The organism is Ruegeria sp. AF1 (assembly GCF_056542125.1).
The window spans coordinates 740,152-761,097 of sequence record NZ_JBQFZG010000001.1 but is presented as its reverse complement, the minus strand read 5'-3'; the positions used below and the strand labels follow the sequence as shown (position 1 = coordinate 761,097).

The 20,946-nt window shown below is 57.3% G+C and carries 23 protein-coding genes; 10 read left to right on the top strand and 13 right to left on the bottom strand.

Features of this window, described 5'->3' with window-relative positions; translation table 11 throughout:
* The first annotated feature begins 85 nt into the window (after positions 1-85).
* From ccmA to ACR0BK_RS03745, 5 genes are all read left to right on the top strand, one after another.
* On the top strand, positions 86-700 hold the full coding sequence (gene ccmA / locus ACR0BK_RS03765) for a heme ABC exporter ATP-binding protein CcmA (RefSeq protein ID WP_480517511.1): 615 nt from the start codon (positions 86-88) through the stop codon (positions 698-700).
* A complete protein-coding gene (gene ccmB / locus ACR0BK_RS03760) occupies positions 697-1,353 on the top strand; it encodes a heme exporter protein CcmB (protein ID WP_480553799.1) in 657 nt (218 codons plus the stop codon). Before ccmA ends, ccmB begins: the two co-directional genes overlap by 4 nt.
* A gap of 61 nt (positions 1,354-1,414) precedes the next feature.
* Positions 1,415-2,188: a heme ABC transporter permease gene (locus tag ACR0BK_RS03755; RefSeq protein WP_480473412.1), complete on the top strand. Its 774-nt coding sequence runs from the start codon at positions 1,415-1,417 to the stop codon at positions 2,186-2,188.
* On the top strand, positions 2,185-2,343 hold the full coding sequence (gene ccmD / locus ACR0BK_RS03750; RefSeq protein ID WP_209503508.1) for a heme exporter protein CcmD: 159 nt from the start codon (positions 2,185-2,187) through the stop codon (positions 2,341-2,343). The genes ACR0BK_RS03755 and ccmD overlap by 4 nt, the downstream gene beginning before the upstream one ends.
* The gene (locus ACR0BK_RS03745) at positions 2,336-2,878 is read left to right on the top strand and encodes a DsbE family thiol:disulfide interchange protein (RefSeq protein WP_480492951.1); all 543 of its coding nucleotides are present in this window, start codon (positions 2,336-2,338) and stop codon (positions 2,876-2,878) included. The genes ccmD and ACR0BK_RS03745 overlap by 8 nt, the downstream gene beginning before the upstream one ends.
* Here the strand turns inward: ACR0BK_RS03745 and ACR0BK_RS03740 are convergent.
* Both ACR0BK_RS03740 and acnA read right to left on the bottom strand, forming a co-directional pair.
* Positions 2,873-3,574 carry an SDR family NAD(P)-dependent oxidoreductase gene (locus ACR0BK_RS03740; protein ID WP_480517509.1) on the bottom strand — a complete coding sequence of 234 codons (702 nt, stop codon included), beginning with the start codon at positions 3,572-3,574 and terminating at the stop codon, positions 2,873-2,875. The two genes, ACR0BK_RS03745 and ACR0BK_RS03740, sit on opposite strands and share 6 nt — an antisense overlap.
* A gap of 135 nt (positions 3,575-3,709) precedes the next feature.
* Positions 3,710-6,400 (bottom strand): aconitate hydratase AcnA, encoded by a 2,691-nt coding sequence (acnA, locus tag ACR0BK_RS03735; RefSeq protein WP_480553798.1) that lies wholly within the window; start codon positions 6,398-6,400, stop codon positions 3,710-3,712.
* A 226-nt stretch (positions 6,401-6,626) separates the two neighbouring features.
* Here acnA and ACR0BK_RS03730 point away from each other — a divergent pair, with 226 nt between their 5' ends.
* Positions 6,627-7,328 (top strand): DUF1223 domain-containing protein, encoded by a 702-nt coding sequence (locus ACR0BK_RS03730; RefSeq protein ID WP_480553797.1) that lies wholly within the window; start codon positions 6,627-6,629, stop codon positions 7,326-7,328.
* Here ACR0BK_RS03730 and ACR0BK_RS03725 read toward each other — a convergent pair whose 3' ends face one another.
* From ACR0BK_RS03725 to purB, 5 genes are all read right to left on the bottom strand, one after another.
* Positions 7,329-8,252, bottom strand: a complete 924-nt coding sequence (locus tag ACR0BK_RS03725; protein WP_480517503.1) for a lysophospholipid acyltransferase family protein — start codon at positions 8,250-8,252, stop codon at positions 7,329-7,331.
* 120 nt (positions 8,253-8,372) lie between these two features.
* Positions 8,373-9,473 (bottom strand): flagellar motor switch protein FliG, encoded by a 1,101-nt coding sequence (locus ACR0BK_RS03720; RefSeq protein ID WP_480553796.1) that lies wholly within the window; start codon positions 9,471-9,473, stop codon positions 8,373-8,375.
* A gap of 69 nt (positions 9,474-9,542) precedes the next feature.
* Positions 9,543-10,085, bottom strand: coding sequence for a tetratricopeptide repeat protein (locus ACR0BK_RS03715; protein ID WP_480517499.1), 543 nt, complete (start codon positions 10,083-10,085; stop codon positions 9,543-9,545).
* A gap of 102 nt (positions 10,086-10,187) precedes the next feature.
* Positions 10,188-10,340 carry a hypothetical protein gene (locus tag ACR0BK_RS03710; protein ID WP_480517497.1) on the bottom strand — a complete coding sequence of 51 codons (153 nt, stop codon included), beginning with the start codon at positions 10,338-10,340 and terminating at the stop codon, positions 10,188-10,190.
* 123 nt (positions 10,341-10,463) lie between these two features.
* Positions 10,464-11,768: an adenylosuccinate lyase gene (purB, locus tag ACR0BK_RS03705; RefSeq protein WP_480553795.1), complete on the bottom strand. Its 1,305-nt coding sequence runs from the start codon at positions 11,766-11,768 to the stop codon at positions 10,464-10,466.
* A gap of 353 nt (positions 11,769-12,121) precedes the next feature.
* On the opposite strand from purB, the gene ACR0BK_RS03700 reads away from it, so the two are divergent.
* Together ACR0BK_RS03700 and ACR0BK_RS03695 are read left to right on the top strand one after the other, a co-directional pair.
* Entirely contained in the window at positions 12,122-12,682 is a 561-nt protein-coding gene (locus ACR0BK_RS03700; RefSeq protein WP_480517493.1) for a hypothetical protein, read from the top strand.
* An 11-nt stretch (positions 12,683-12,693) separates the two neighbouring features.
* On the top strand, positions 12,694-13,011 hold the full coding sequence (locus ACR0BK_RS03695; RefSeq protein ID WP_480473402.1) for a hypothetical protein: 318 nt from the start codon (positions 12,694-12,696) through the stop codon (positions 13,009-13,011).
* A 32-nt stretch (positions 13,012-13,043) separates the two neighbouring features.
* Here the strand turns inward: ACR0BK_RS03695 and ACR0BK_RS03690 are convergent, their stop codons facing one another.
* Positions 13,044-14,258: a bifunctional alpha/beta hydrolase/OsmC family protein gene (locus ACR0BK_RS03690; protein WP_480553794.1), complete on the bottom strand. Its 1,215-nt coding sequence runs from the start codon at positions 14,256-14,258 to the stop codon at positions 13,044-13,046.
* 275 nt (positions 14,259-14,533) lie between these two features.
* Between ACR0BK_RS03690 and ACR0BK_RS03685 the strand changes: the two genes are divergently transcribed.
* The gene (locus ACR0BK_RS03685; protein WP_480473400.1) at positions 14,534-14,728 is read left to right on the top strand and encodes a hypothetical protein; all 195 of its coding nucleotides are present in this window, start codon (positions 14,534-14,536) and stop codon (positions 14,726-14,728) included.
* A gap of 10 nt (positions 14,729-14,738) precedes the next feature.
* Here the strand turns inward: ACR0BK_RS03685 and dddP are convergent, their stop codons facing one another.
* A complete protein-coding gene (gene dddP, locus ACR0BK_RS03680; protein WP_480553793.1) occupies positions 14,739-16,082 on the bottom strand; it encodes a dimethylsulfonioproprionate lyase DddP in 1,344 nt (447 codons plus the stop codon).
* Positions 16,083-16,204: 122 nt separating this feature from the next.
* Here dddP and ACR0BK_RS03675 point away from each other — a divergent pair, with 122 nt between their 5' ends.
* Positions 16,205-16,948, top strand: coding sequence for a heme-dependent oxidative N-demethylase family protein (locus ACR0BK_RS03675; protein ID WP_480553792.1), 744 nt, complete (start codon positions 16,205-16,207; stop codon positions 16,946-16,948).
* A gap of 36 nt (positions 16,949-16,984) precedes the next feature.
* Here ACR0BK_RS03675 and ACR0BK_RS03670 read toward each other — a convergent pair whose 3' ends face one another.
* The 4 genes from ACR0BK_RS03670 to ACR0BK_RS03655 all read right to left on the bottom strand — a co-directional run bounded on the left by ACR0BK_RS03670 (position 16,985) and on the right by ACR0BK_RS03655 (position 20,940).
* Positions 16,985-17,887, bottom strand: coding sequence for a hypothetical protein (locus ACR0BK_RS03670; protein WP_480553791.1), 903 nt, complete (start codon positions 17,885-17,887; stop codon positions 16,985-16,987).
* A gap of 198 nt (positions 17,888-18,085) precedes the next feature.
* Positions 18,086-18,874, bottom strand: coding sequence for a lytic murein transglycosylase (locus tag ACR0BK_RS03665; RefSeq protein WP_480473396.1), 789 nt, complete (start codon positions 18,872-18,874; stop codon positions 18,086-18,088).
* 287 nt (positions 18,875-19,161) lie between these two features.
* The gene (glnA, locus tag ACR0BK_RS03660) at positions 19,162-20,568 is read right to left on the bottom strand and encodes a type I glutamate--ammonia ligase (RefSeq protein ID WP_480473395.1); all 1,407 of its coding nucleotides are present in this window, start codon (positions 20,566-20,568) and stop codon (positions 19,162-19,164) included.
* Between the two features lie 33 nt (positions 20,569-20,601).
* Entirely contained in the window at positions 20,602-20,940 is a 339-nt protein-coding gene (locus ACR0BK_RS03655) for a P-II family nitrogen regulator (RefSeq protein ID WP_209503542.1), read from the bottom strand.
* Between the last annotated feature and the right edge of the window lie 6 nt (positions 20,941-20,946).

Sequence of the window (20,946 nt, the reverse complement as noted above, 5' to 3'; positions counted from 1 at the left end):
TCCGACATGAGGCAGCGGTGGTGCGCTGGCATCCTGCGGCAAATCTCGCCTTTTGCCCCTGCTGACAATCCGTTAAGCGGGTCTCATGACTTTGACTGTAACAGATCTGTCGATCACCCGTGGCGGTGTTCCCGTCCTTGAGGGCCTCAGCTTTCAGCTGCCGCCGGGCAAAGCTCTGATCCTGCGCGGCCCGAATGGTATTGGCAAAACGACCCTACTGCGTACGTTGGCTGGCTTGCAGCCTCCGCTGGAAGGCAAGATCGAAGGGGCCGATGACCAGATCGCCTACGCGTCCCATTCAGACGGGCTCAAACCGACGCTGTCAGTGACGGAAAACCTGACATTCTGGGCCTCGGTCTTTGGCACATATGACATCCAGCCGGCGCTGGACGCATTTGACCTGAACGAACTCGCCGACCGTCACGCCGGCAACCTGTCGGCAGGTCAGAAACGGCGTCTGGGGCTGGCGCGGATGCTGGTCACAGGGCGGCCGATCTGGATGCTGGACGAGCCGACCGTCTCGCTGGACAGAAACGCTGTGCAAATGTTTGCCGACGCTGTGCGGGCACATCTGGGGCAGGGTGGGTCAGCCCTGATCGCCACCCATATCGACCTTGGCCTAGATGGCGAGGTTCTGGACGTCGGTCCGAACAAGGCCAAACCCAAACCCATCGACGATTTCGACGGAGGTTTCCTGTGATCGCCCTGTTGCTGCGCGACCTGAAACTGGCTTTCCGCGCGGGCGGCGGGTTTGGGCTGGGTCTGGCCTTTTTCCTGATCGTGACTGTGATGGTGCCATTTGCGGTGGGGCCGCAATCCTCGCTGCTGTCCACGATTGCGCCCGGTGTGCTCTGGCTGGGGGCCTTGCTGGCTTGCCTTCTGTCGCTTGACCGCCTGCTGGCACTGGACTGGGAAGACGGCTCGCTCGATCTGCTGGCCACGGCACCGCTGCCGCTTGAATCGGTTGTCACAGTCAAGGCGCTGGCCCATTGGCTGACCACTGGTTTGCCGCTGGTTCTGGCCGCGCCGTTTCTGGGCGTACTTCTGAACCTGCCGGTGCCGGGGTTCTTCTGGCTGGTCAACTCGCTGTTGATAGGTACCCCGGCCATGAGCGTCATCGGGACATTTGGTGCTGCGCTGACCGTTGGTCTGAAACGTGGCGGGCTATTGCTGTCGCTTCTTGTGTTGCCGCTTTACGTCCCCACCCTGATATTCGGGGCCGAAGTTGCCCGGCGTGGAGCAACAGGGATGGAGGTGCAGACACCACTGCTGATGCTGGCCGGGATCACGGCGGCGACCATTGCATTGTTGCCCTTTGCCAGCGCTGCCGTGCTACGTATCAATCTGCGGTGAACCGCGACAAGTTTGATGGATGTCAATTGAGAACCACCCCAACTCGGACTAGATAGGGCCCATGTCAATCGCAGCCAAAGCCAACGCCCTCTGGGAATATGCCAACCCTCGCAAGTTTCTTGAAACCAGCGAACGGGTCCTGCCGTTTTTCTGGATTGTCTCGACCATCTGCATCGTTGTCGGTCTGACATGGGGCTTTTTCTTTACACCGGACGACTACAAGCAGGGGTCGACCGTCAAGATCATCTATCTGCATGTTCCGGCGGCCCTGATGGCGATCAATTGCTGGCTGATGATGCTTGCCACCTCATTGGTTTGGCTGGTGCGTCGCCACCATGTCAGCGCGCTTGCGGCACGCGCTGCTGCACCGATCGGGATCGTAATGACCCTGATAGCGCTGCTGACGGGGGCCATCTGGGGACAGCCCATGTGGGGCACATGGTGGGCCTGGGATCCGCGCCTGACATCGTTCCTGATCCTGTTTCTGTTCTACCTTGGCTATGTCGCCTTGTGGGAAGCTATCGAAGATCCGGATACCGCAGCCGACCTGACCTCGGTTCTGTGTCTGGTGGGGTCGGTCTTTGCGATCCTCAGCCGGTATGCGGTGAATTTCTGGAATCAGGGCCTGCATCAGGGCGCATCGGTCATGCGGGCGGGGGCCGTTACCGGGGCGGATACGGAAGAGAAGGTCAGCAATGTCTTTTTCTACCCCCTGCTGGCCTGCATCATCGGATTTGTTCTGCTGTTCATCGCCTTGGTGTTGTACCGCACCGGAACGGAAATTCGCGCCCGTCGTATCAAGGCGCTACAGGCACGGGAAAGGGTAGGCGGATGATCCCCGATCTTGGAAAATATGCAGACGCCGTTTTGTCGTCTTATGCCGTTTCCATTGCCCTTATCGTGGCACTGGTTGCGTTCAGCGTGATGCGCGGGCGCAAGGTGCGTGCGGAAATGGAGAAGGTCGAACAGAGGATGTCGCGCAATGGCTAAAATCTCGCCCCTGATGATTGCGCCGCCTCTGATTTTTGGCGCATTCGCGGTTCTCGCAGGCATCGGCATGTTTCGCGAAGATCCCAACGCCTTGCCCTCGGCCCGCGAAGGGCAACCGGCGCCGCCCGTGGTTCTCACCGAGTTTCCGGGAAAGACCCTTTTCGACGATGAAACGCTGCGCAACGGAGAGGTCAAGCTGGTCAACTATTGGGCCAGTTGGTGCGCGCCATGCCGCGCCGAGCACCCCAACCTCGAGGCTCTGGCGGCTGAAGGCATCCCGGTTTACGGCATCAACTACAAAGACAAGCTGAGCAATGCCGAGGCTTTCCTGGATGACCTTGGTGATCCGTACACCGCCATGGGCCGCGACGAACAGGGCCGAATGGCGATTGACTGGGGTCTGTACGGCGTTCCCGAGACCTACGTGATCGACGGTGACGGAACGATCATTCTGCGCTTTGCTGGCCCGATTACGCAGCGTGTCATTGCAAGCACCATCCGGCCTGCGCTTGAGAAAGCTGCGGGCGGTTCATAAACGATAGCCTCCCGTTACGGACAAAACTTCACCTGTGATGAACGAGGCCGCGTCCGACGCCAGAAACCTGATCACTTTGGCTATATCCTCGGGCCGTCCGGCCCGGCCCAACGCAGTATCCTTCACGAAAAGTTCTGTCAGTTCTTCCGAACGAGGCGCTTCAGGAATGTTGATCGCACCGGGGGCCACAGCATTGACGCGTATCCCGTTTGGCCCCAACTCTTTGGCCATGGCACGGGTCCACAGGTTCAGAGCCGCCTTGCTGGCACCATAAGTGACAGCATCACGGGGCGGCAACACTGCATTCATCGACGAGATACTGACAATGGCGGCGCCCCGTTCCAAATGTGGCAAAGCTGCAGCCAGCAAAGCAGCGGGGGCTAGCAGATTCATATCCAGAATGGCGCGATGCTCCTCCGCTTGGAACTCCTCTTTTGGCGTCGATCGAACCAACCCAGCATTGTTCACGATCACATCAAGTCGTCCAAACCGCTCCATCACTTGCGCAATCACCGCCGCAGGTTGATCAGGAGCCGTCAGATCCGAACGGATCGCCAAAGCTTCCCCCCGCAATAGCCTCGCCGGAGGGTTGGTGGACAACCAAGTGAACGCCACCCTATGGTCGCGGCTCAACTCCTCTACGATGGCGTGTCCAATACCCCGCGCCCCGCCTGTTACCAACGCCACCTTTTCCATAACCACCTCCTGTTTTCAGAGTGCCGCGTATATCCAACTTCTTCTGCTGAATAAAACTTCGGAGCGCGAGGCAGAGCCTTGCAAAAGAAAGGACGCCCGAAGGCGCCCTCAAAACTTTCTTATCCGCTGCGTTCGTCAGCCAGCCTTCGCCAGATTTCTCAGCACGTAATGCAGCACGCCGCCGTTTTCGATGTATTCGATCTCAGGCGCGGTATCGATCCGGCATTTCAACTGGATGGTCGTCTCAGCCCCATCTGCATAGGTGATGGTGCAGGGCACGATCTGCAACGGCTCGACCGTATCCAGACCGTGGATCGAGACGGTTTCGTTCCCCTTCAGACCCAGGGTTATGCGGGTATCTCCACCGGTGAATTCGAACGGGATAACGCCCATGCCAACCAGATTAGACCGGTGGATCCGCTCAAAGCTTTCCGCAATCACGGCTTTGACACCCAGCAGTGCGGTGCCCTTGGCCGCCCAGTCACGGCTTGAGCCCGCGCCGTATTGTTCGCCACCAAACACGACCAGCGGGGTGCCATTGGCCTGATAGGCCATCGAGGCGTCGTAGATCGATGTCTGTTCGCCATCCGGACCTTTGGTATAGCCTCCCTCAACTCCGTCCAACATCTCGTTCTTGATGCGGATATTGGCAAAGGTGCCACGCATCATGACTTCGTGGTTGCCCCGTCGCGAGCCGTAAGAGTTGAATTCGCGCGGTTGAACCTGACGGTCGGTCAGGTATTTGCCCGCCGGCGTCGTTGCCGCGAATGACCCCGCGGGTGAGATATGGTCGGTGGTCACCATGTCGCCCAGAATGGCCAGAACTTTGGCGCCTTCGATATTCGAGATCGTGCCCGGTTCCGCCCCCATACCCTGGAAATAGGGCGGGTTCTGGATGTAGGTCGACGTTGGCGGCCAGTCATAGGTTTCCTGTTGCGGAACCTCTACGCTTTGCCATTTCTCATCCCCCTTGAAGACGTCCGCATATTTCGACTGGAACGCTTCGCGGGTTACGGTCGCTTCAACCAGTTCCGCGATTTCGCTTTGGGTCGGCCAAATGTCCTTCATGAAGACGTTGTTGCCGTTCTTGTCCTGACCGATAGGTTCGGACGTCAGATCGATGTCGAGCGTACCTGCCAGCGCATAGACAACAACCAACGGCGGCGAAGCCAGATAGTTGGCGCGGACATCCGGTGAGATACGGCCTTCGAAATTACGGTTGCCGGACAGAACCGACGTGGCGACCAGATCGCCCTCGGAAATGGCTTCAGAGATTTCTTTCTGGATCGGGCCCGAGTTGCCGATGCAGGTGGTGCAGCCGTACCCAACAAGGTTGAAACCGACCTTGTCCAGATCTTCTTGCAGTCCAGCGGCCTCAAGATAGGCCGATACAACCTGCGAACCGGGCGCCAGCGAGGTTTTGACCCAAGGCTTGCGGTTCAGACCCAGCGCTGCGGCTTTGCGGGCCACAAGGCCTGCACCGATCATCACGTAAGGGTTCGACGTGTTGGTGCAGGAGGTGATCGAAGCAATTACAACCTTGCCCGACTCCATGGTGTAGTCTTCGCCCTTGACCGCGACTTCCTTGCCCATCGGGCGCTTGAAGGTCTCTTTCATTTCCTTGGTGAAAGCGGCCTTGGCGTTGGTCAGCGCGACGTAGTCCTGCGGGCGTTTCGGGCCTGAAATTGCTGGAACGATTGTGCCCATGTCCAGCGACAGAGTGTCGGTGTAGATCGGTGCATAATCCGGGCCTCTCCAGAACCCGTTTTCCTTGGCGTAGGCTTCGACCAGCGTGATGCGGTCTTCGTCGCGGCCGGTGTTGCGCATGTAGCGAAGGGTTTCGCCGTCGATCGGGAAGAAGCCGCATGTTGCGCCGTATTCCGGCGCCATGTTGGCAATGGTTGCACGGTCAGCCAGCGGCAGGCGGTCCAGCCCCTCGCCATAGAACTCGACGAACTTGCCCACCACGCCCTTGGCGCGCAACAATTCGACAACCTTCAGAACAAGGTCCGTACCGGTGGTGCCTTCGACCATCGAGCCGGTCAACTCAAAACCGATCACCTCAGGGATCAGCATCGAGATCGGCTGACCCAGCATTGCAGCCTCCGCCTCGATTCCGCCAACGCCCCACCCCAAAACGGCCATGCCGTTGACCATGGTGGTGTGGCTGTCGGTGCCAACCAGCGTGTCGGGATAGGCAACTTCTTCGCCGTTCTGATCGGTGTCCGTCCAGACTGTCTGCGCCAGATATTCCAGGTTCACCTGATGGCAGATACCGGTGCCGGGAGGCACTACGCGGAAATTGTTGAACGCGTTCTGACCCCATTTCAGGAACTGATAGCGCTCCATGTTGCGCTCGTATTCGCGGTCGACGTTCATCTGGAACGCACGCGGGTTCCCGAACTCGTCGATCATGACCGAGTGGTCGATAACCAGATCGACCGGGTTCAGCGGGTTGATCTTCTGTGCGTCACCGCCCAGGCCTTTGATTCCGTCGCGCATGGCGGCCAGATCGACCACCGCGGGAACACCGGTGAAGTCCTGCATCAGCACGCGGGCAGGGCGGTATGCAATCTCGCGCGGGTTCTTGCCGCCATTGGCACCCCATTCGGCAAATGCCTTAATGTCATCGACCGAGACCGAAAAGCCGCTGTCTTCAAATCGGAGCATGTTTTCCAGCACGACTTTCAACGCGGCAGGAAGGTTGGAGAAATCACCCAAACCGGCCTGCTGCGCGGCGGGGATCGAATAGTAGGAAATGGATTTGCCATTCACGTTCAGGCTGCGGCGTGTCTTGGCGGTATCCTGTCCGACTTTAATGGGCATCTGGTGGCCTCCCTTCTCAAATGGCTTGGATTTCGGGCATCGCTGAGTGTTATCTGCATCACCCAAGCCGTTGGTTCAAGGTTCAATAGCACTGGATTTGCAATTTTGTATACCATTGCACACATTTAGGCGGCGAATTGCAGAAGCCGCCCTCAAGAAACGTTGATTGGCGGTTGAGCGGCAAAACGGCTATCCCAGAGAACACCCGTTCAATCCGAGAGTTTTTATGTTCAAATCCGCTGCTTTGACCGCCCTCGTATCCTGCCTGTTCGCCACCCAATCCATGTCCGGTGAGGATCCTGTGGTGGTTGAGCTGTTCACCTCACAGGGGTGTTCATCTTGCCCGCCGGCGGACCGGATCATGCATGAGCTGGCGAAACGCGACGATGTCATCGGGCTGGCACTGCATGTCGACTATTGGGATTACATCGGCTGGAAGGACGAATATGCCGATCCTGATCACACGTTCCGGCAACGGGCTTATGCCCGCGAAAACGGAAAATCCATGATCTATACGCCCCAGATGATCATAAATGGTCAGCACGATATCGTCGGCGCTCAGGCTCAGGAGCTCGACCGTCTGATTGATGCGCATCTAACGGCCGCCCCCGAGGCAGCGGTGACCGCGACCCGAGACGCAGACGAAGTGACCGTGAGTGTGACACCTGTGGAATTGCCCGAAGGTGAGACCTATGACGTGCGTATCGTTCAGTATTCGCCCCTGCGCCATGCCTCGATCCGTCGTGGAGAGTTAGCCGGGCGGGAGTTGGATTATGCCAATGTTGTCGAAACCTGGCAGATTGCGGGCCAGTGGGATGGGCAAACATCGCAGACTTACTCGGCGCAGCTGGAACTAGACTTGCCAGCCGTCGTGCTTGTGCAAAGGGCCGGTCACGGGCCGATTGTTGCCGCGACATGGGCCAAGTGATCAGGGCAGGTTGTCCGGTTGGACGCCAAGCCCGTTCCAGCTTTTCCAGCGCCGATGGATCCAGAACCACTGTCCCATATGCTGCCGCACGATCTGTTCCAGATCGTCATTGGTGAACTGAGTCATCGTCTTTGGGTCCGTGTGCGGAACGGGATCATGCAGGATGATTTCAAAGTCGATGCCATTAGGCTGGCGCACGGCATAGCACGGTATAAGTACGGCCTTGTACTTGATGGCCAGTTCTGCGTTCAACACGGATGTCACGGCAGGCTTGCCAAAGAATGTCAGCTCTTCGCCCCCCAACGCATGCAGGTCGGATACGATAGCGATTATTCCACCGTTCTTGAGTGACCGGACCATTTCGACCATACCGCGCCGCCCCTGTTCGAACATCGGCGCGCCGGTTTTGTAAAAAGCTTCGACATAGGCGTCGTTGAAATAAGGATTGGCCATCCGCCGGTAAAGGCATCCTATCGGTTTGCCGCTGTGTTTCTGCAGGGCGACGCGTGCGGCCAGATAGTGACCGAAATGCGCCGTGATCATCATCACCGGGCGCCCTTCGGCGATCGCGGCGTCAAATGCAGCAATACCGGGCCCGGATATCTTGGCGTTCACCTGACGTTCGATAAAACCTTCGGGTGAGAAATGCTCCATTATTGCCCGACCGGCATTATCCGACACGTCACGATAGATCTTTGTGATCTCGACGTCAGACAATTCAGGGCAGGTGAGCTTTAGATTCCGGCGGACGCGGGTGCGAAATCCAACGACGGGTGCAAGGGTTTTCATGATTGCACCCATGGTCTCTATGCGCCTTTCATAAGGAAGCAGGCGCATAGCGCTGATGATTCCCTGCAGGAACAGATTGGCGACATAGTATTTTCCAAGCTCAAACCGGCTGAGCTCCGACTTTTCGACGGGCATGGAGGTGTCTCACCGCGTGTTGCGAAATGTTGCCTAAGACATACAACCCGGTACCCGTAACCTCAAGCACCCAAGCGAAATGGCCGCCCCAACGATTTTGTGGGAGCGCCTGTTCCTGCCTCAACCCGTGCTTTCGTCTTCTTCCTTTTCAATCAGCGTAATTGTTCCGGCGTCAGACAGGGCACGAACCGCCCCAACAATCTGGGTCATGGCATCTTCGGCCTCAGATTGCTTGACCCGCCCGCGTTCCGCGATTTCCTCGCGCAGGTTTTCTGCCATACGAGAGGAGATATTCGACAGCAGAAACTCGACAGATGCCTTGTCATCATCCGCGGCGGCACCAGCTAGGGCCGCGACCAGGACAGGCTGATCGACTTCCCGCAATATCGCTGGAACATCACGGGGCGAAATCCGGCTGGAGATATGGGCGAAGGTAAAGATCGACCGGCGCACCAGATCGGCAAAATCAGCGTCGTCCTCATCCAGCGCGTTCAGCAGGTCGTCGCGCGTGGCGGACGCAGACTGGTTCAGGATTGCACCCACCCGCGCGCCCGGACCGTCATTGAAGGCCTGAACAGGCCGCTGATCCAGCTGAGCAGCCAGTGACCAGCCAATACGCTCAACCGCTTCGGGTGTGACATTTGCTGTTTTCGAGATTGCGTAGGTGATCCGCCTCGCCACCGGACCCGGCATGTGGCCCAGCATCTGCGCCGCCTGTGCCGTATCCATTTTCGATAGCATCACAGCGGCCACTTCGGTGCTTTCCGCCTGTGCCATGGCCGCAAGGTCATGGGCTGGAATGTCGCGCAACCTTTGCCAGGGATCACCGATCTGACGAACTCCGGCAATTTTGCGCAAACGTGCCGCTGTTGCGGGTGTGATTTTTCCACTGACGGCATCCAAGGCCCCGGCAAGCCCATGTGGAAAGGCCAGACCGACATTGTTCAGGGCTTCGCTGAACTCCTGTGCCACGGCACCCAGGGTCACGCGATCCACAAGACCCATTTCCCCCAATTGATGTGTCAGTTTTTCTTGCAGGTCGTCGGGAAGCTCCTCCAACGGAAGATCGGCGCCTTCGTTCAACAACAGGCGCACGACGACGGCCGCCTTCTGACGGCTGGTTAAAGTCCGGGGAACAAGGCGCGGGCTGTCGCCACCCCCTGCGGGAAACGGAGCCGAAGCCCCTTGAACCGTTTGAATTAATGCGTTGGTGTTTTGCATCTGCCTGTGGAGCCAAAGTTTTCGAACCACAGGCAGATTAGAGAGAGTCGGGTTAAATAACCCTGAACCTTAATAACTGTATGTCAGACCCGTTCGGATCGCTTCACGCAGCGACGCCTCGGCCCAGGTGCCTTCTCCGCCACGGGCCTTTATTTCGCGCCATTGCTCGATCGCCAGATCGGTTCGGCCTTCGGACACAAACCCCTGCGCCATGTAGCTGCGCGCCATAAGATTGTCTGGGTTGGCATTGATCGCGTTTTGATAAAAGACATTTGCCAGTCCAAGCTCGCCCATCTTGCGATAGGTGAAACCCCAATAGGTCAGGACACGATCGTCGTCCTGATCCATGATGCGCAGAATGTCCTGAGCGTGCCCGTATTGCCCGTCATAGGCCAGTTCGCGGACCGCATTATACAGCTGATCATCTGTCAGGTTTGACTTGTCAGGTTTGACGCATTTTCCACGGGTTTCGTCATATACACGGCCGAACAGGCATTTCTTGGTTGTATTCGTCGGTTTCGGCGGGCTGCTGCTGTCACCACCTGCAGCATGGACAGCAGGCGCGAAGGCAAAGGCTTGCAAGGCAAGGGCAGAAGCTAACAAAAGGCGCATTTCTTTACTCCGTTCTCGGGGCTCTTATTGAAATCATAGTGCGATCTACAAAAAAGCTAACAGGGGAACGGACGCTTTTATTCACGAACTGGACAAAAATTGTCAGCTGTTGACAGATTTCGCGCAGCTTTTTGTTTCAGTATCCCACGCCGTACCGGGAGCGCAGGATTGGGTCTGTTTGGAATGCTGCTCGCAGGCAAGCCCGGCCGAGGCCACAAGAACCAGTGCCAATGCGCTTAGGATTGTTCGGATCATGATGTTTCCCTCGTATGGAAAAAGCACATGCAGGATACCGCATTTCCGTTGATCTGGCAAAAAGCAAGGGGGTGCTCTGCACGCGGCAGAGCACCCCCGGCTAACAGACTGAAAAGATGTCCGTTATTCTCCAAACACGCGCGCAAAGATCGTATCGACATGCTTGGTGTGATACCCGAGGTCGAATTTCTCTTCGATCTCCGCAGGGCTGAGTGCGGCAGTTACATCAGCATCCGCCAACAGTTCCTCCTTGAAGTCGGTGCGGTGTTCCCAAACCTTCAACGCGTTGCGCTGTACCATGGCATAGGCGTCCTCACGGCTTACGCCCGCTTGTGTCAGTGCCAACAGAACCCGCTGACTCATGACAAGGCCGGGAAACTTGTTCATGTTCTCGATCATGTTCTCGGGGAAGATCAGCATCTTGTCGACCACGCCTGTTAGCCGTGCCAGCGCAAAATCCAGCGTGATCGTGGCATCCGGACCGATCATGCGCTCGACCGAAGAATGCGAGATATCGCGTTCGTGCCAGAGCGCAACATTCTCCATCGCCGGTATTACGGCGGCGCGGACCATGCGCGCCAGACCGGTCAGGTTTTCGGTTAGCACCGGATTTTTCTTGTGCGGCATCGCCGAGGAGCCTTTCTGGCCCATCGAGAAGAACTCAGCCCCCTCCAGCACCTCGGTCCGCTGCATGTGGCGGATTTCGATGGCAATGTTCTCGATGCTGCTGGCGATAACGCCCAGCGTGGCAAAGAAGGCCGCATGGCGGTCGCGCGGAATGACCTGCGTGCTGATCGGCTCAGGCACCAGCCCCAGCTTGTCACAGACATGTTCCTCGACCGCGGGATCAATATTGGCAAAGGTACCAACCGCGCCGCTGATCGCTCCGGTGGCGATTTCCGCACGCGCATCGCGCATCCGGGACAGGTTGCGGTCCATCTCGGCGTAGAAGCGGGCAAAGGTCAAACCCATGGTTGTCGGTTCGGCGTGGATGCCGTGGCTGCGTCCGATACGAACCGTGTTCTTATGTTCCATCGCGCGGCGCTTGAGCGCGGCCAGAAGCCCTTCAAAATCGGCAATCAGGATGTCGGCAGCGCGGGTCAGCTGTACGTTGAAACAAGTGTCCAGCACGTCCGAGCTGGTCATGCCCTGATGCACAAAACGCGCCTCTTCACTGCCGACATGCTCTGCAAGATGGGTCAGGAAGGCGATAACGTCATGCTTGGTGACGGCCTCGATCTCGTCGATGCGGGCGACATCGAATTCCACATCCTTGGCTTTCCAGACAGCGTCCGCATTTTCGCGCGGGATCACGCCCAGATCCGCCATGGCGTCGCACGCGTGCGCCTCGATCTCGTACCAGATGCGGAACTTGGTCTCAGGCGACCAGATGGCGACCATGTCGGGGCGGGAATAACGGGGAATCATAGGCGACGGCACCTTTTTGCAGATTGGATGAGGCGTTGGCGCGGGGTTTAGCTGCGTGCGAGGTAGGGAACAAGATGCGAGAGCGCATATGAGACGGTTTGCCCTGATTCTTGCCGTCTGTTCGGGCTTTTCAGCAGCAGACGGGTTCGGGAAACTGTATTGCAAAGGACTTGGTGTGGCAGTGACGGGCAGGGTGCCGCTACAAGGCAGGTTTTGTACCCGCATTAGTTCTCACCGGATCATGCCGCCAGTTGGGGTTGATGCCCGTCTTGACCTTGCTGCCAAGCGATGCTGGACAAACAGCACATTGACTGTTCAATCTGAAAGGAAGGAAATAATCAGGTTATTGAGATATGCGTTTGTTTTCACGTTCGATACTTGCCCTCTGTGGTGCTTTTTGCGTCGGCGCAGCTGCACCAGCACTGGCTGACACACCCGTGACCTACACCGAGGAAGGCCGAGCGCTTTTTCGGTTTGACGTACCCGACTTCTGGATCCTTCGCACCGGCGGCCCGCGCGAGATTGAGGATACCGAACTGGGCGATGCCCGCGCGGTCGCGCGGGTTATGGGGCTCCGGCCGGTGACAGACGACGCAGTGTGGATGGGTTTCGTATCACCTTCGGGGGTTGGAACAATTCAGGGCGGCGTCCGGTACTTGCAGGATATCGACAAGTTTCTGGTCAAAGACCCGACGACGACCAGCACCAGCGATACCCGTATTGGCGGGTTGCCAGCCCGCGTGTTTCGGGGCACCGGGCACCGGGACGGCAAGGGAGTAAGCTTTTCCGCCACCGTCATTGACCTTCCGCAAGGCCGGGTTGCCATCGCAGTTGCCATTCTGCGGGACGGGGCGGACCCGAGTTATGCAGATGATCTTAACGCCGTTTTCGCGTCGTTCCGGGCACTTCAGTGAGGGAGGGAGCGATGAGTGTTAGACTGATCAAACGGATGTCCCTTGCGCTGGGGTTTGGGATCGCGACTTTGACGCTGTCGGCCTGTGACGGTGTGACGGTCGGGGTCGGGTACGGGTATGACCCGTTTTACGACTCGATGCTGTGGAACGACTATTACCATGACGTTAATGTGGATATTGACGTTGATCGTCCCAACCGGCCTGATCGACCAGTGCGCCCCGAGCGTCCGAAACCGCCTGTGGCCAAACCTCCCGCGCGCCCGCGCCCACCTGTGGCGCGCCCACCGGTTGCCCGCCCGCCCATTCATCGACCGGGCCCGCGACGCTAAGGAACAAAAGGCCGCCTGTCAGGCGGCCTTTCTTATGAAAGAAGCTCGGTCGTTATGTGGGCCGAGCCTTCGAGCGTCCGGTGAACCGGGCACTTGTCCGCAATCTCAAGCAAACGTTGCCTTTGCTCCTGATCCAGCGGGCCGCTCAGGCGGATTTTCCGGCGAAACTGGTCCACCTTGCCGTCATTCACCAATCTGGCATCCTGCGCATGAACTTTGTCATGACACACATCGACGCTGACATTTGTCAGGGGCCAGCCTTTGCGCCTGGCGTACATGCGTATTGTCATCGATGTGCAGGCCCCCAAACCGGCCGAGACAAAGCCATAAGGCGACATGCCCTTGTCCGTACCGCCATAGGATGCGGGCTCATCCGCGACCAGATGGTGGTTTGGACCGGCCTGAATATCCTGCATGAACCCGCCCGGATCTGCTTCTGTTATGCGCACAACGCCCTCTGGCGCACCCGGTGGCGGAGCGGGCGGGCACAGTTTCACATAGCGCGAAACCCAAGCGGCGATGACATCTGCTGCATATTCGGCGTCAGAGGCGCGCGTGATCAGATGATCGGCATCGTCGAGAGTTACAAAGCTTTTGGGGTGTTTCGCGGCCATAAAGATCGCGCTCGCATTGTCGATGCTGACCGTTTCGTCGCGTGGAGCATGAAGGATCAACAGGGCAGCTTTGAGGTCGGCGATTGCAGATGACAGGGCTGATTTGGCAATATCGTCCACAAAAGCCTTACCAATTCGGAAGGGGCGACCACCCAGAGAGACCTCGGCACTGCCGTCCTCTTCGATCTGAGGCAGCGCCGCCTCAAAGTGATGCGATACATGGGCGGGGTCCGCCGGAGCACCCAATGTCACGAGGGCTTTTACAGTCGGAATACCAGCCCGCGCCCGCAGCACCGCCGCGCCACCAAGCGAGTGGCCGATCAGCAGTGCAGGTGCCATGTTTCGACCGGCCAGATATTGCGCGGCTGAAATCAGGTCCTCGACATTCGAAGTGAAGGTCGTGTTGGCGAATTCGCCTTCTGAATGGCCCAGCCCGGTGAAATCGAACCGAAGCACCGCGATACCCATGGCAGCCAGACGGGCAGAAATGCGCCGGGCGGCCGGGATATCCTTGGAACAGGTAAAGCAATGGGCGAACAGGGCCGTTGCCAGCACTGGTCCGTCCGGCAAATCCAGTCGCGCCGCCAATTGGCTGCCGTCATGTCCGGCAAAAGTGATGCGTTCCGTGGGCATGTCGGCTCCTTAAGTGGTACGGGGGAACACGCCCAATACTGTGTATTTGACCCTTCGGTCACAACCCTTAAGTCACACGCGTAACGGGAAGGTGAGAACGAATGGGTGTTTCACAGACTGCACAAGATCCCCGCCGTTTTCGTGTTGCACGGCGGCGGAACTCTCACTTTCTATTAATATCAAGAACGATGATGACAATCAGAACAAACATTCGTTTCACTTATGTCTCTGCACATCCCATCTGTAGTTCATGAAAGCTGAAACAGGAGACACAGATGTCACATGCAGATATTGCGCCCCAGATACCCGACCTGCGTTCACGTATGATCCTGGCCATTATTCTGGCCGGCGTTGCCGGGTTCGCGGTCGGCCAATCCTGGCCCGCACCCCAAGGTGGTTCACAGGTTCAGATCAGCCCTGCCACGGAAGACTGGCATGGAAACGTCCGCCGGTCCCATTGGTCGGAGTGAAGGCCCGGCCTTATTCGATCCCCATCAATTGGGGGTCAAAGGGATATCTGGACAGGTTCTCATACCCGGTTTCGGTAATGAGAACCTGATCCTCAAGCTTGATGCTGAAATCGCCACCGACTTCGCCGACACAGGCTTCGACGCACAACACCATGCCTGGCTCCAGCGGATAGTCATAGGCGCCTTCGACGGCTTTGTCCGGATACGCGACCAGCGGCCATTCATCACACAATCCCACTCCGTGCATCAGGCAGCCGTATTTCTGCGCCTGAAACTTGTCGTCAAGCCTGTGCGACATGGCCGTAAGTTCCGGGATCATCACACCGGGCTTCAGCATTTGCATGTTGGTCATGATGTGTTCATGCGCGTGCTGCATGGCATAGATCATGTCAGGGCGGGGCTTTTGGTCACCAATCCACCATGTACGCGAGATATCGATGCAAATCCCGTAAGACCCGATCAGGTCGGTGTCGAAGGCGATGATTTCGTTTTGCTGCGTGATGCGCGGGCCGCATTCCTGGAACCAGGGGTTCGTGCGTTGGCCTGACGCCAACAGGCGGGTCTCGATCCACTCGCCACCGCGCCGGATGTTTTCCGCGTGCAGAACAGCCCAGATATCATCCTCGGTTGTCCTGCCATTGCCGACATTGGCGCGCGCAAAGCTCTCCATTTCCGCTACAGCGGTTTCACAGGCGTGATTGGCACAGCGCATGGCCAGAATCTCATCTGGCCCCTTCACGGAACGGGTCTTTTCGGTCAGCTCTTCGCCTTCCATGACTTCAAAGCCCTGCGCCTCAAGCGCGCGCAGACCGTGCAACATGATCTTGTCGACAGCCAAACGTTTATTGCCGCCGCCATGCGCATCGATCAGCACGCGCACCTCGTTCGAGAAGACATCTGCCGCTATATTCACCTTGTCGCCACGGTCGAAGTAAAACAGATCCGCGCCTGAACGCTGCTCGCGCACCAGCGGATTGAACGTGCTGAGGAAAGGCGAGTTCTTGTAGTCCCAGATCACCATATAGCCATCGGCACATAATAGCACCGCGCGAAACGGGTTATGCGTATTCCACAACTGCATGTTCGTGCTGTCGGTCGCATAGCGGATGTTCAGCGGGTCAAAAACCAGCAAACCACCATATCCGCGATCAACGATGGCCTGCGTTAGTCGCTTCCAGCGGTGTTCCCGCATCCGTGCAAGATTGGGCAATTCCAGACCTGCCGCAGCCCATTCGTCAAAAGCCAGCTGTGTCGGCCCGATCTCGATCCGGTCATTCTCATTTGGCGTGCCATCGCCCAGCGTAGCGCCTCGGCTGGGGTCAATCTTGCGCGTGTCTCGGTAATGCTTGTTCATGACGGACCTCGTTGCTTGTTCGGTCAAACCTAAGGTGCCCATGTGGATCGTCTTGGAAAAATGCGACGGCGAACCTGTCGTTTTCGACCGACAAAAATTTCGACCTATGCTAAGTCGCTGGTATGAATAAAGTTCTGCAGGAAAAAATACCATATGATGTCGGCAACCCGCGTGCTTTACCGGGTATACAGCCTGCAACGATGGAAAACTGGTTGCATCGGGACGAGGCTTTTGCCGGTCAGATGCAACGCCGGGAGAAGCTGCTGACAGAACGCCGCGATGACGTTCTGGCGCTTGATCCGCAGGCTGAATCCGCTGCTCGGGAACTGCTCGACCTTGTGGTGTCGCAGGTCTATCCCAATGCGGGTGAGGAGGTCGTCAGACCCGATGGTGCGACCGTCGCAGTCGACCGGGCGCAGCCGCTTGATACATTGTGCAGGCTGGTTCAGGAGGATTTTTGCATCCTTCAAAAGCGCGGAACTGAACATGTATTGACCGGCGCAATCCTGTGTTTCCCGGCCAGCTGGCTTTTGTCCGAGAAATTCATGCGACCACTGATCGACATCCATGTGCCTGTTGCAAGTTACGACGACAATATCGCCAAGCGGGTGCAGCGCCTGTTCGACGGGATACAGCCCGGTCGTCCGCTCTGGCGCTTTAACGCGCTTTGGTATGAAGACCCCGAACTGTTTCAACCCCGAAGCGCCAGTGACAGGCGGGGCGTCAAAGAACGACGTAAAACGTCTTACCTGAGAAGTGAGCGGCAAACCCTGCTGCGCTTGCCGAAAACGGATGCGGTCGTCTTTTCAATCCACACTTATGTTCTGGCGGCGAACGCGGTTCCCAAAATGGAAAACCCCGCCTGAAGGCGGGGCATCCAAGGAGGGTCTTCTGTAATTCTCTTATTGGCCCAAGGCGGCCGCAACATCGGCAAACGCGTTTGTTGCGTTCAGGGCAACTATCGCGAAGGTAAAGACAAGCACCTGGGTGTTGAGGCGAAAATCTTCACCCCGGATCAGATTCACTGCAGCCATTGACAGGGCAATCGGGGTCGAAACGCCTGCCAGTACACCCGTCATGCACCAACTGCTGAGACGCAGAACGTCGCTTGGCTTTACGACACCATCGTCGTCATCGAACGTTTCCTGACCTGGCATGTTTGTATCTTCACTGCGAAACGCGATGCTGAGCAATTGTTCATCTGTCAGCTGGATCGGGCGGGACGTCGAAGTATGAAGTACACTTAAGGTGTCACCGTTCTCTGGCACCTTCACTGCCGAGAATTGCCCGGTCAGCGACTGAAAAATTTGTTTTCTGTCGCGTGATCGGCTGGGGGCCAGAGTGTCAAAGGCGCTCATAAACTGCTCGACCGTCAGAACCGTGTGTGGCGACAGCCATTCAACGCGCCGGGTCGAACAAATGTCGACCATGCGATACAGAATGACGACCATCATCAGTTCCGAAATCTCGGAGTCATCCAGCAGGGGTGAGACCGGCGTGATTGAAAGAACCAATCTGTTTTGCGGATTTGCGGCGCGGGGTTTTGTTATCGTTTTTAGCCCCGCGGCGCGATCCATACGCTCGTACCGGTCTTCCTGCTCGGGGGTGCCTGTATCCAAGGTCAGTCGCACAAGATACTGACTTGAAACAATGCTGGCTTCAGAATTGCTCAGCAACGCCTTGCGTTCGACCAGATGGCCGTAATCTTCCAGCGTCGTGGCAACAATTGTGCCAAAACGCTCGATCGCGCCATTCGCGTCGCCGTTAAATTGCAGGCCGCCATGGTAGCTGTGCTTCCGAGCCACTGCACTGTCCTTTTTGCGTACTGTTCAGCAAACACTGTAACAACCATTCGTGTGGAGAATTTGGCGGAAAATGCAAAAAAGGTGATTTTACTCCGGTATTGGTTACGCGTTGGAAACCAAGAAACTAAAGGCTTTTGTTTGTCACTGTGGCGGAAATGTGGCGAAAGCGGGTGCGGAGTGTGTTGTTGGTGCGACCGCCTATTGGTCGATTCGGGCGGCCATGATTGCTATGGATTGCTGATAAACAGAGGCCGCGTTCCACTGTTGCAGCACTTGAAAATTCGGCTCCCCTGGCTGATAGCCACGCCCCGGCTTCCACCCTTTCTTGCGAAGATAATTGGCGGTCGAGGCAAGCGCGTCGGTCATGTCATAGAAGTCCACCCGACGGTCGCCGGTGGCATCGACGCCATAGGTCAGGGCGTTGCCCGGCAGGAACTGAGTGTGGCCCAACTCGCCATGTTTTGCCCCTTTTGTCGCCACGGTAATGCTTCCTGCATCGACCAGTTTAAGTGCCCCGATTGCGTGCGGAACAAAGAACTCGGACCGGCGACAATCATAGGCCAGTGTTGTGATTGCGGAAACAACCTGACTGTCTCCCATAAAATTGCCAAAGCCGGTTTCCATGCCGTGAATGGCGATCAGAATGCCCGGCGGAACACCGTATTGCCGTTCAAGCGCAGCATAGAAATCGGGATTTGCAGCCTTGCGTTTGCGCCCCTGCGCGACGATTGCATCAGCGCCTCTGACACGCATGAACTTGTCCAGTGTGTATTTGAAGCTTTTCTGATTGCGGTCTGCCGCAATTGTGCCCGTGGCGTATTGAGCTTGGGCAAGCGCCTGAAGGCCCTTTTTTTTCACACCAGCCTTGCGGGCCTGCTGGGCGAAATCGGCCTTCCAGGCCTCGAACCCCGCGCTGGTATTCCCACAAGGCGCGGCCAGAAGGGGCGAGGACACAAGCAGGGCGAATAATACGTAAAGGCGAAACATGCAGGTAATCCGGTTGTGTTAAAATCTGAGGCCAGCCTACCTTGAGCTTTGAATTGGGCAAAGCAGTTCGTTGGAGTAGCACCAACCGCTCCTGCAAAAGCCTGTTGATTGGTCTGCAGAGCGCCTTTGAAGGGTTTCAGATCCTCAGCATCGGGCAGATAGCAAGGGCGAAGGTAAAAAGTGTGTATTTTGCGTCATGGCGCTCGAAAAGGCTGAACAGCGACAGACCGGCGCAAATGAAACAGGGGCGCCCGTTTGGGCGCCCCTGTAAATCCATGCCGTGCTGCTTAGCAGCTGTAATACATGCCGTACTCAACCGGGTGTGGTGTGTGCTCGTAGGTTTCGACCTCTTCCATCTTCAGGGCGATGTAGCCGTCGATCTGGTCCTTGGTGAACACGTCACCTTGCAGCAGGAAGTCGTGATCGGAAGCCAGCGCTTCCAGAGCTTCACGCAAGCTGCCGCAGACAGTCGGGATACCGGCCAGTTCCTCGGCAGGTAGATCGTACAGGTTCTTGTCCATGGCTTCGCCCGGATCGATCTTGTTTTTGATGCCGTCTAGGCCAGCCATCAACAGAGCGGCAAACGCCAGGTAGGGGTTCGCTGCCGGATCGGGGAATCGAGCCTCGACACGTTTTGCTTTAGGGCTCTCGGTCCACGGAATACGGACACAACCTGATCGGTTGCGGGCCGAGTAGGCGCGCAGAACTGGGGCTTCGAAACCGGGGATCAGGCGCTTGTAGCTGTTGGTTGCGGGGTTGGTGAAGGCGTTCAGTGTCTTGGCGTGCTTCAGGATACCACCGATGAAGTACAGCGCTTCGTCCGAAAGATCAGCGTATTTGTCACCCGCGAACAGTGGCTTGCCGTCTTTCCAGATCGACATGTTCACGTGCATGCCGGTGCCGTTGTCACCTGCGATAGGCTTCGGCATGAAGGTTGCCGATTTGCCGTACGCATGAGCCACGTTGTGGATGACGTATTTGTACTTTTGCAGTTCATCCGCCTGCTTGGTCAGGCTGTCGAAGATCAGGCCCAGTTCGTGCTGGCATGACGCAACTTCGTGATGGTGCTTGTCGACCTTCATGCCCAGACGCTTCATGGTGGACAGCATTTCCGACCGCAGGTCCTGCGCTTCGTCGATCGGGTTCACCGGGAAGTAGCCACCCTTGACGCCCGGACGGTGGCCCGTATTGCCCATTTCGTATTCGGTGTCGGTGTTCCATGATGCGTCAGTTGCATCAACTTCGTAGGATACCTTGTTGATCGTGTTCGAATAACGGACATCGTCAAACAGGAAAAACTCGGCTTCGGGGCCCATGTATGCAACATCGCCGATCCCCGATGCCTTCAGGTAGGCTTCGGCTTTCTGCGCTGTGCCGCGCGGGTCACGCTCATAGGCTTCGCCTGTATCGGGCTCGACGACCGTGCAGTGTACGCAAATGGTTTTCTCAGCGTAGAACGGATCAACATATGCGCTTTCGGTGTCGATCATCAGCTTCATGTCCGATGCTTCGATCGACTTCCAGCCTGCAATGGACGAGCCATCGAACATGAAGCCTTCGTCCAGGAAGTCTTCGTCGACCTGATCGGCCATCAGGGTCACGTGCTGCAGCTTGCCGCGGGGGTCGGTGAAACGGACGTCGACATATTCGGCGCCCTCTTCCTTGATCAGCTGAAGAACTGCGTCCTTGCTCATTCTCTTAATTCCTCTGACTTGAAGATTGGTATGTTAGAGCGCGTCCGAGCCGGTCTCGCCGGTACGGATGCGAATGGCTTGTTCAACCGGAGAGACAAAGATCTTACCGTCGCCGATCTTGTCGGTCTTGGCTGCCGACACGATGGCCTCGATGGCCGCATCGACCTGGTCATCGTCCAATACGACCTCGACCTTTACCTTGGGCAAAAAGTCGACAACATATTCTGCGCCACGATACAGCTCGGTATGGCCTTTCTGACGGCCGAAACCTTTGACTTCGACGACGCTGAGACCCTGAACACCTACGTCCTGCAACGCCTCTTTCACTTCGTCCAGTTTGAACGGCTTGATGATCGCTTCGATCTTTTTCATTCCGGC

What these genes read in the sequence shown, in the direction of transcription:
- ccmA (WP_480517511.1), top strand. Translation starts at nt 86, where the DNA reads ATGACTTTGACTGTAACAGATCTGTCGATCACCCGTGGCGGTGTTCCC.
- ACR0BK_RS03755 (WP_480473412.1), top strand. Translation starts at nt 1,415, where the DNA reads ATGTCAATCGCAGCCAAAGCCAACGCCCTCTGGGAATATGCCAACCCT.
- ccmD (WP_209503508.1), top strand. Translation starts at nt 2,185, where the DNA reads ATGATCCCCGATCTTGGAAAATATGCAGACGCCGTTTTGTCGTCTTAT.
- ACR0BK_RS03745 (WP_480492951.1), top strand. Translation starts at nt 2,336, where the DNA reads ATGGCTAAAATCTCGCCCCTGATGATTGCGCCGCCTCTGATTTTTGGC.
- ACR0BK_RS03740 (WP_480517509.1), bottom strand. Translation starts at nt 3,574, where the DNA reads ATGGAAAAGGTGGCGTTGGTAACAGGCGGGGCGCGGGGTATTGGACAC.
- acnA (WP_480553798.1), bottom strand. Translation starts at nt 6,400, where the DNA reads ATGCCCATTAAAGTCGGACAGGATACCGCCAAGACACGCCGCAGCCTG.
- ACR0BK_RS03730 (WP_480553797.1), top strand. Translation starts at nt 6,627, where the DNA reads ATGTTCAAATCCGCTGCTTTGACCGCCCTCGTATCCTGCCTGTTCGCC.
- ACR0BK_RS03725 (WP_480517503.1), bottom strand. Translation starts at nt 8,252, where the DNA reads ATGCCCGTCGAAAAGTCGGAGCTCAGCCGGTTTGAGCTTGGAAAATAC.
- ACR0BK_RS03720 (WP_480553796.1), bottom strand. Translation starts at nt 9,473, where the DNA reads ATGCAAAACACCAACGCATTAATTCAAACGGTTCAAGGGGCTTCGGCT.
- ACR0BK_RS03715 (WP_480517499.1), bottom strand. Translation starts at nt 10,085, where the DNA reads ATGCGCCTTTTGTTAGCTTCTGCCCTTGCCTTGCAAGCCTTTGCCTTC.
- ACR0BK_RS03710 (WP_480517497.1), bottom strand. Translation starts at nt 10,340, where the DNA reads ATGATCCGAACAATCCTAAGCGCATTGGCACTGGTTCTTGTGGCCTCG.
- purB (WP_480553795.1), bottom strand. Translation starts at nt 11,768, where the DNA reads ATGATTCCCCGTTATTCCCGCCCCGACATGGTCGCCATCTGGTCGCCT.
- ACR0BK_RS03700 (WP_480517493.1), top strand. Translation starts at nt 12,122, where the DNA reads ATGCGTTTGTTTTCACGTTCGATACTTGCCCTCTGTGGTGCTTTTTGC.
- ACR0BK_RS03695 (WP_480473402.1), top strand. Translation starts at nt 12,694, where the DNA reads ATGAGTGTTAGACTGATCAAACGGATGTCCCTTGCGCTGGGGTTTGGG.
- ACR0BK_RS03690 (WP_480553794.1), bottom strand. Translation starts at nt 14,258, where the DNA reads ATGCCCACGGAACGCATCACTTTTGCCGGACATGACGGCAGCCAATTG.
- ACR0BK_RS03685 (WP_480473400.1), top strand. Translation starts at nt 14,534, where the DNA reads ATGTCACATGCAGATATTGCGCCCCAGATACCCGACCTGCGTTCACGT.
- dddP (WP_480553793.1), bottom strand. Translation starts at nt 16,082, where the DNA reads ATGAACAAGCATTACCGAGACACGCGCAAGATTGACCCCAGCCGAGGC.
- ACR0BK_RS03675 (WP_480553792.1), top strand. Translation starts at nt 16,205, where the DNA reads ATGAATAAAGTTCTGCAGGAAAAAATACCATATGATGTCGGCAACCCG.
- ACR0BK_RS03665 (WP_480473396.1), bottom strand. Translation starts at nt 18,874, where the DNA reads ATGTTTCGCCTTTACGTATTATTCGCCCTGCTTGTGTCCTCGCCCCTT.
- glnA (WP_480473395.1), bottom strand. Translation starts at nt 20,568, where the DNA reads ATGAGCAAGGACGCAGTTCTTCAGCTGATCAAGGAAGAGGGCGCCGAA.
- ACR0BK_RS03655 (WP_209503542.1), bottom strand. Translation starts at nt 20,940, where the DNA reads ATGAAAAAGATCGAAGCGATCATCAAGCCGTTCAAACTGGACGAAGTG.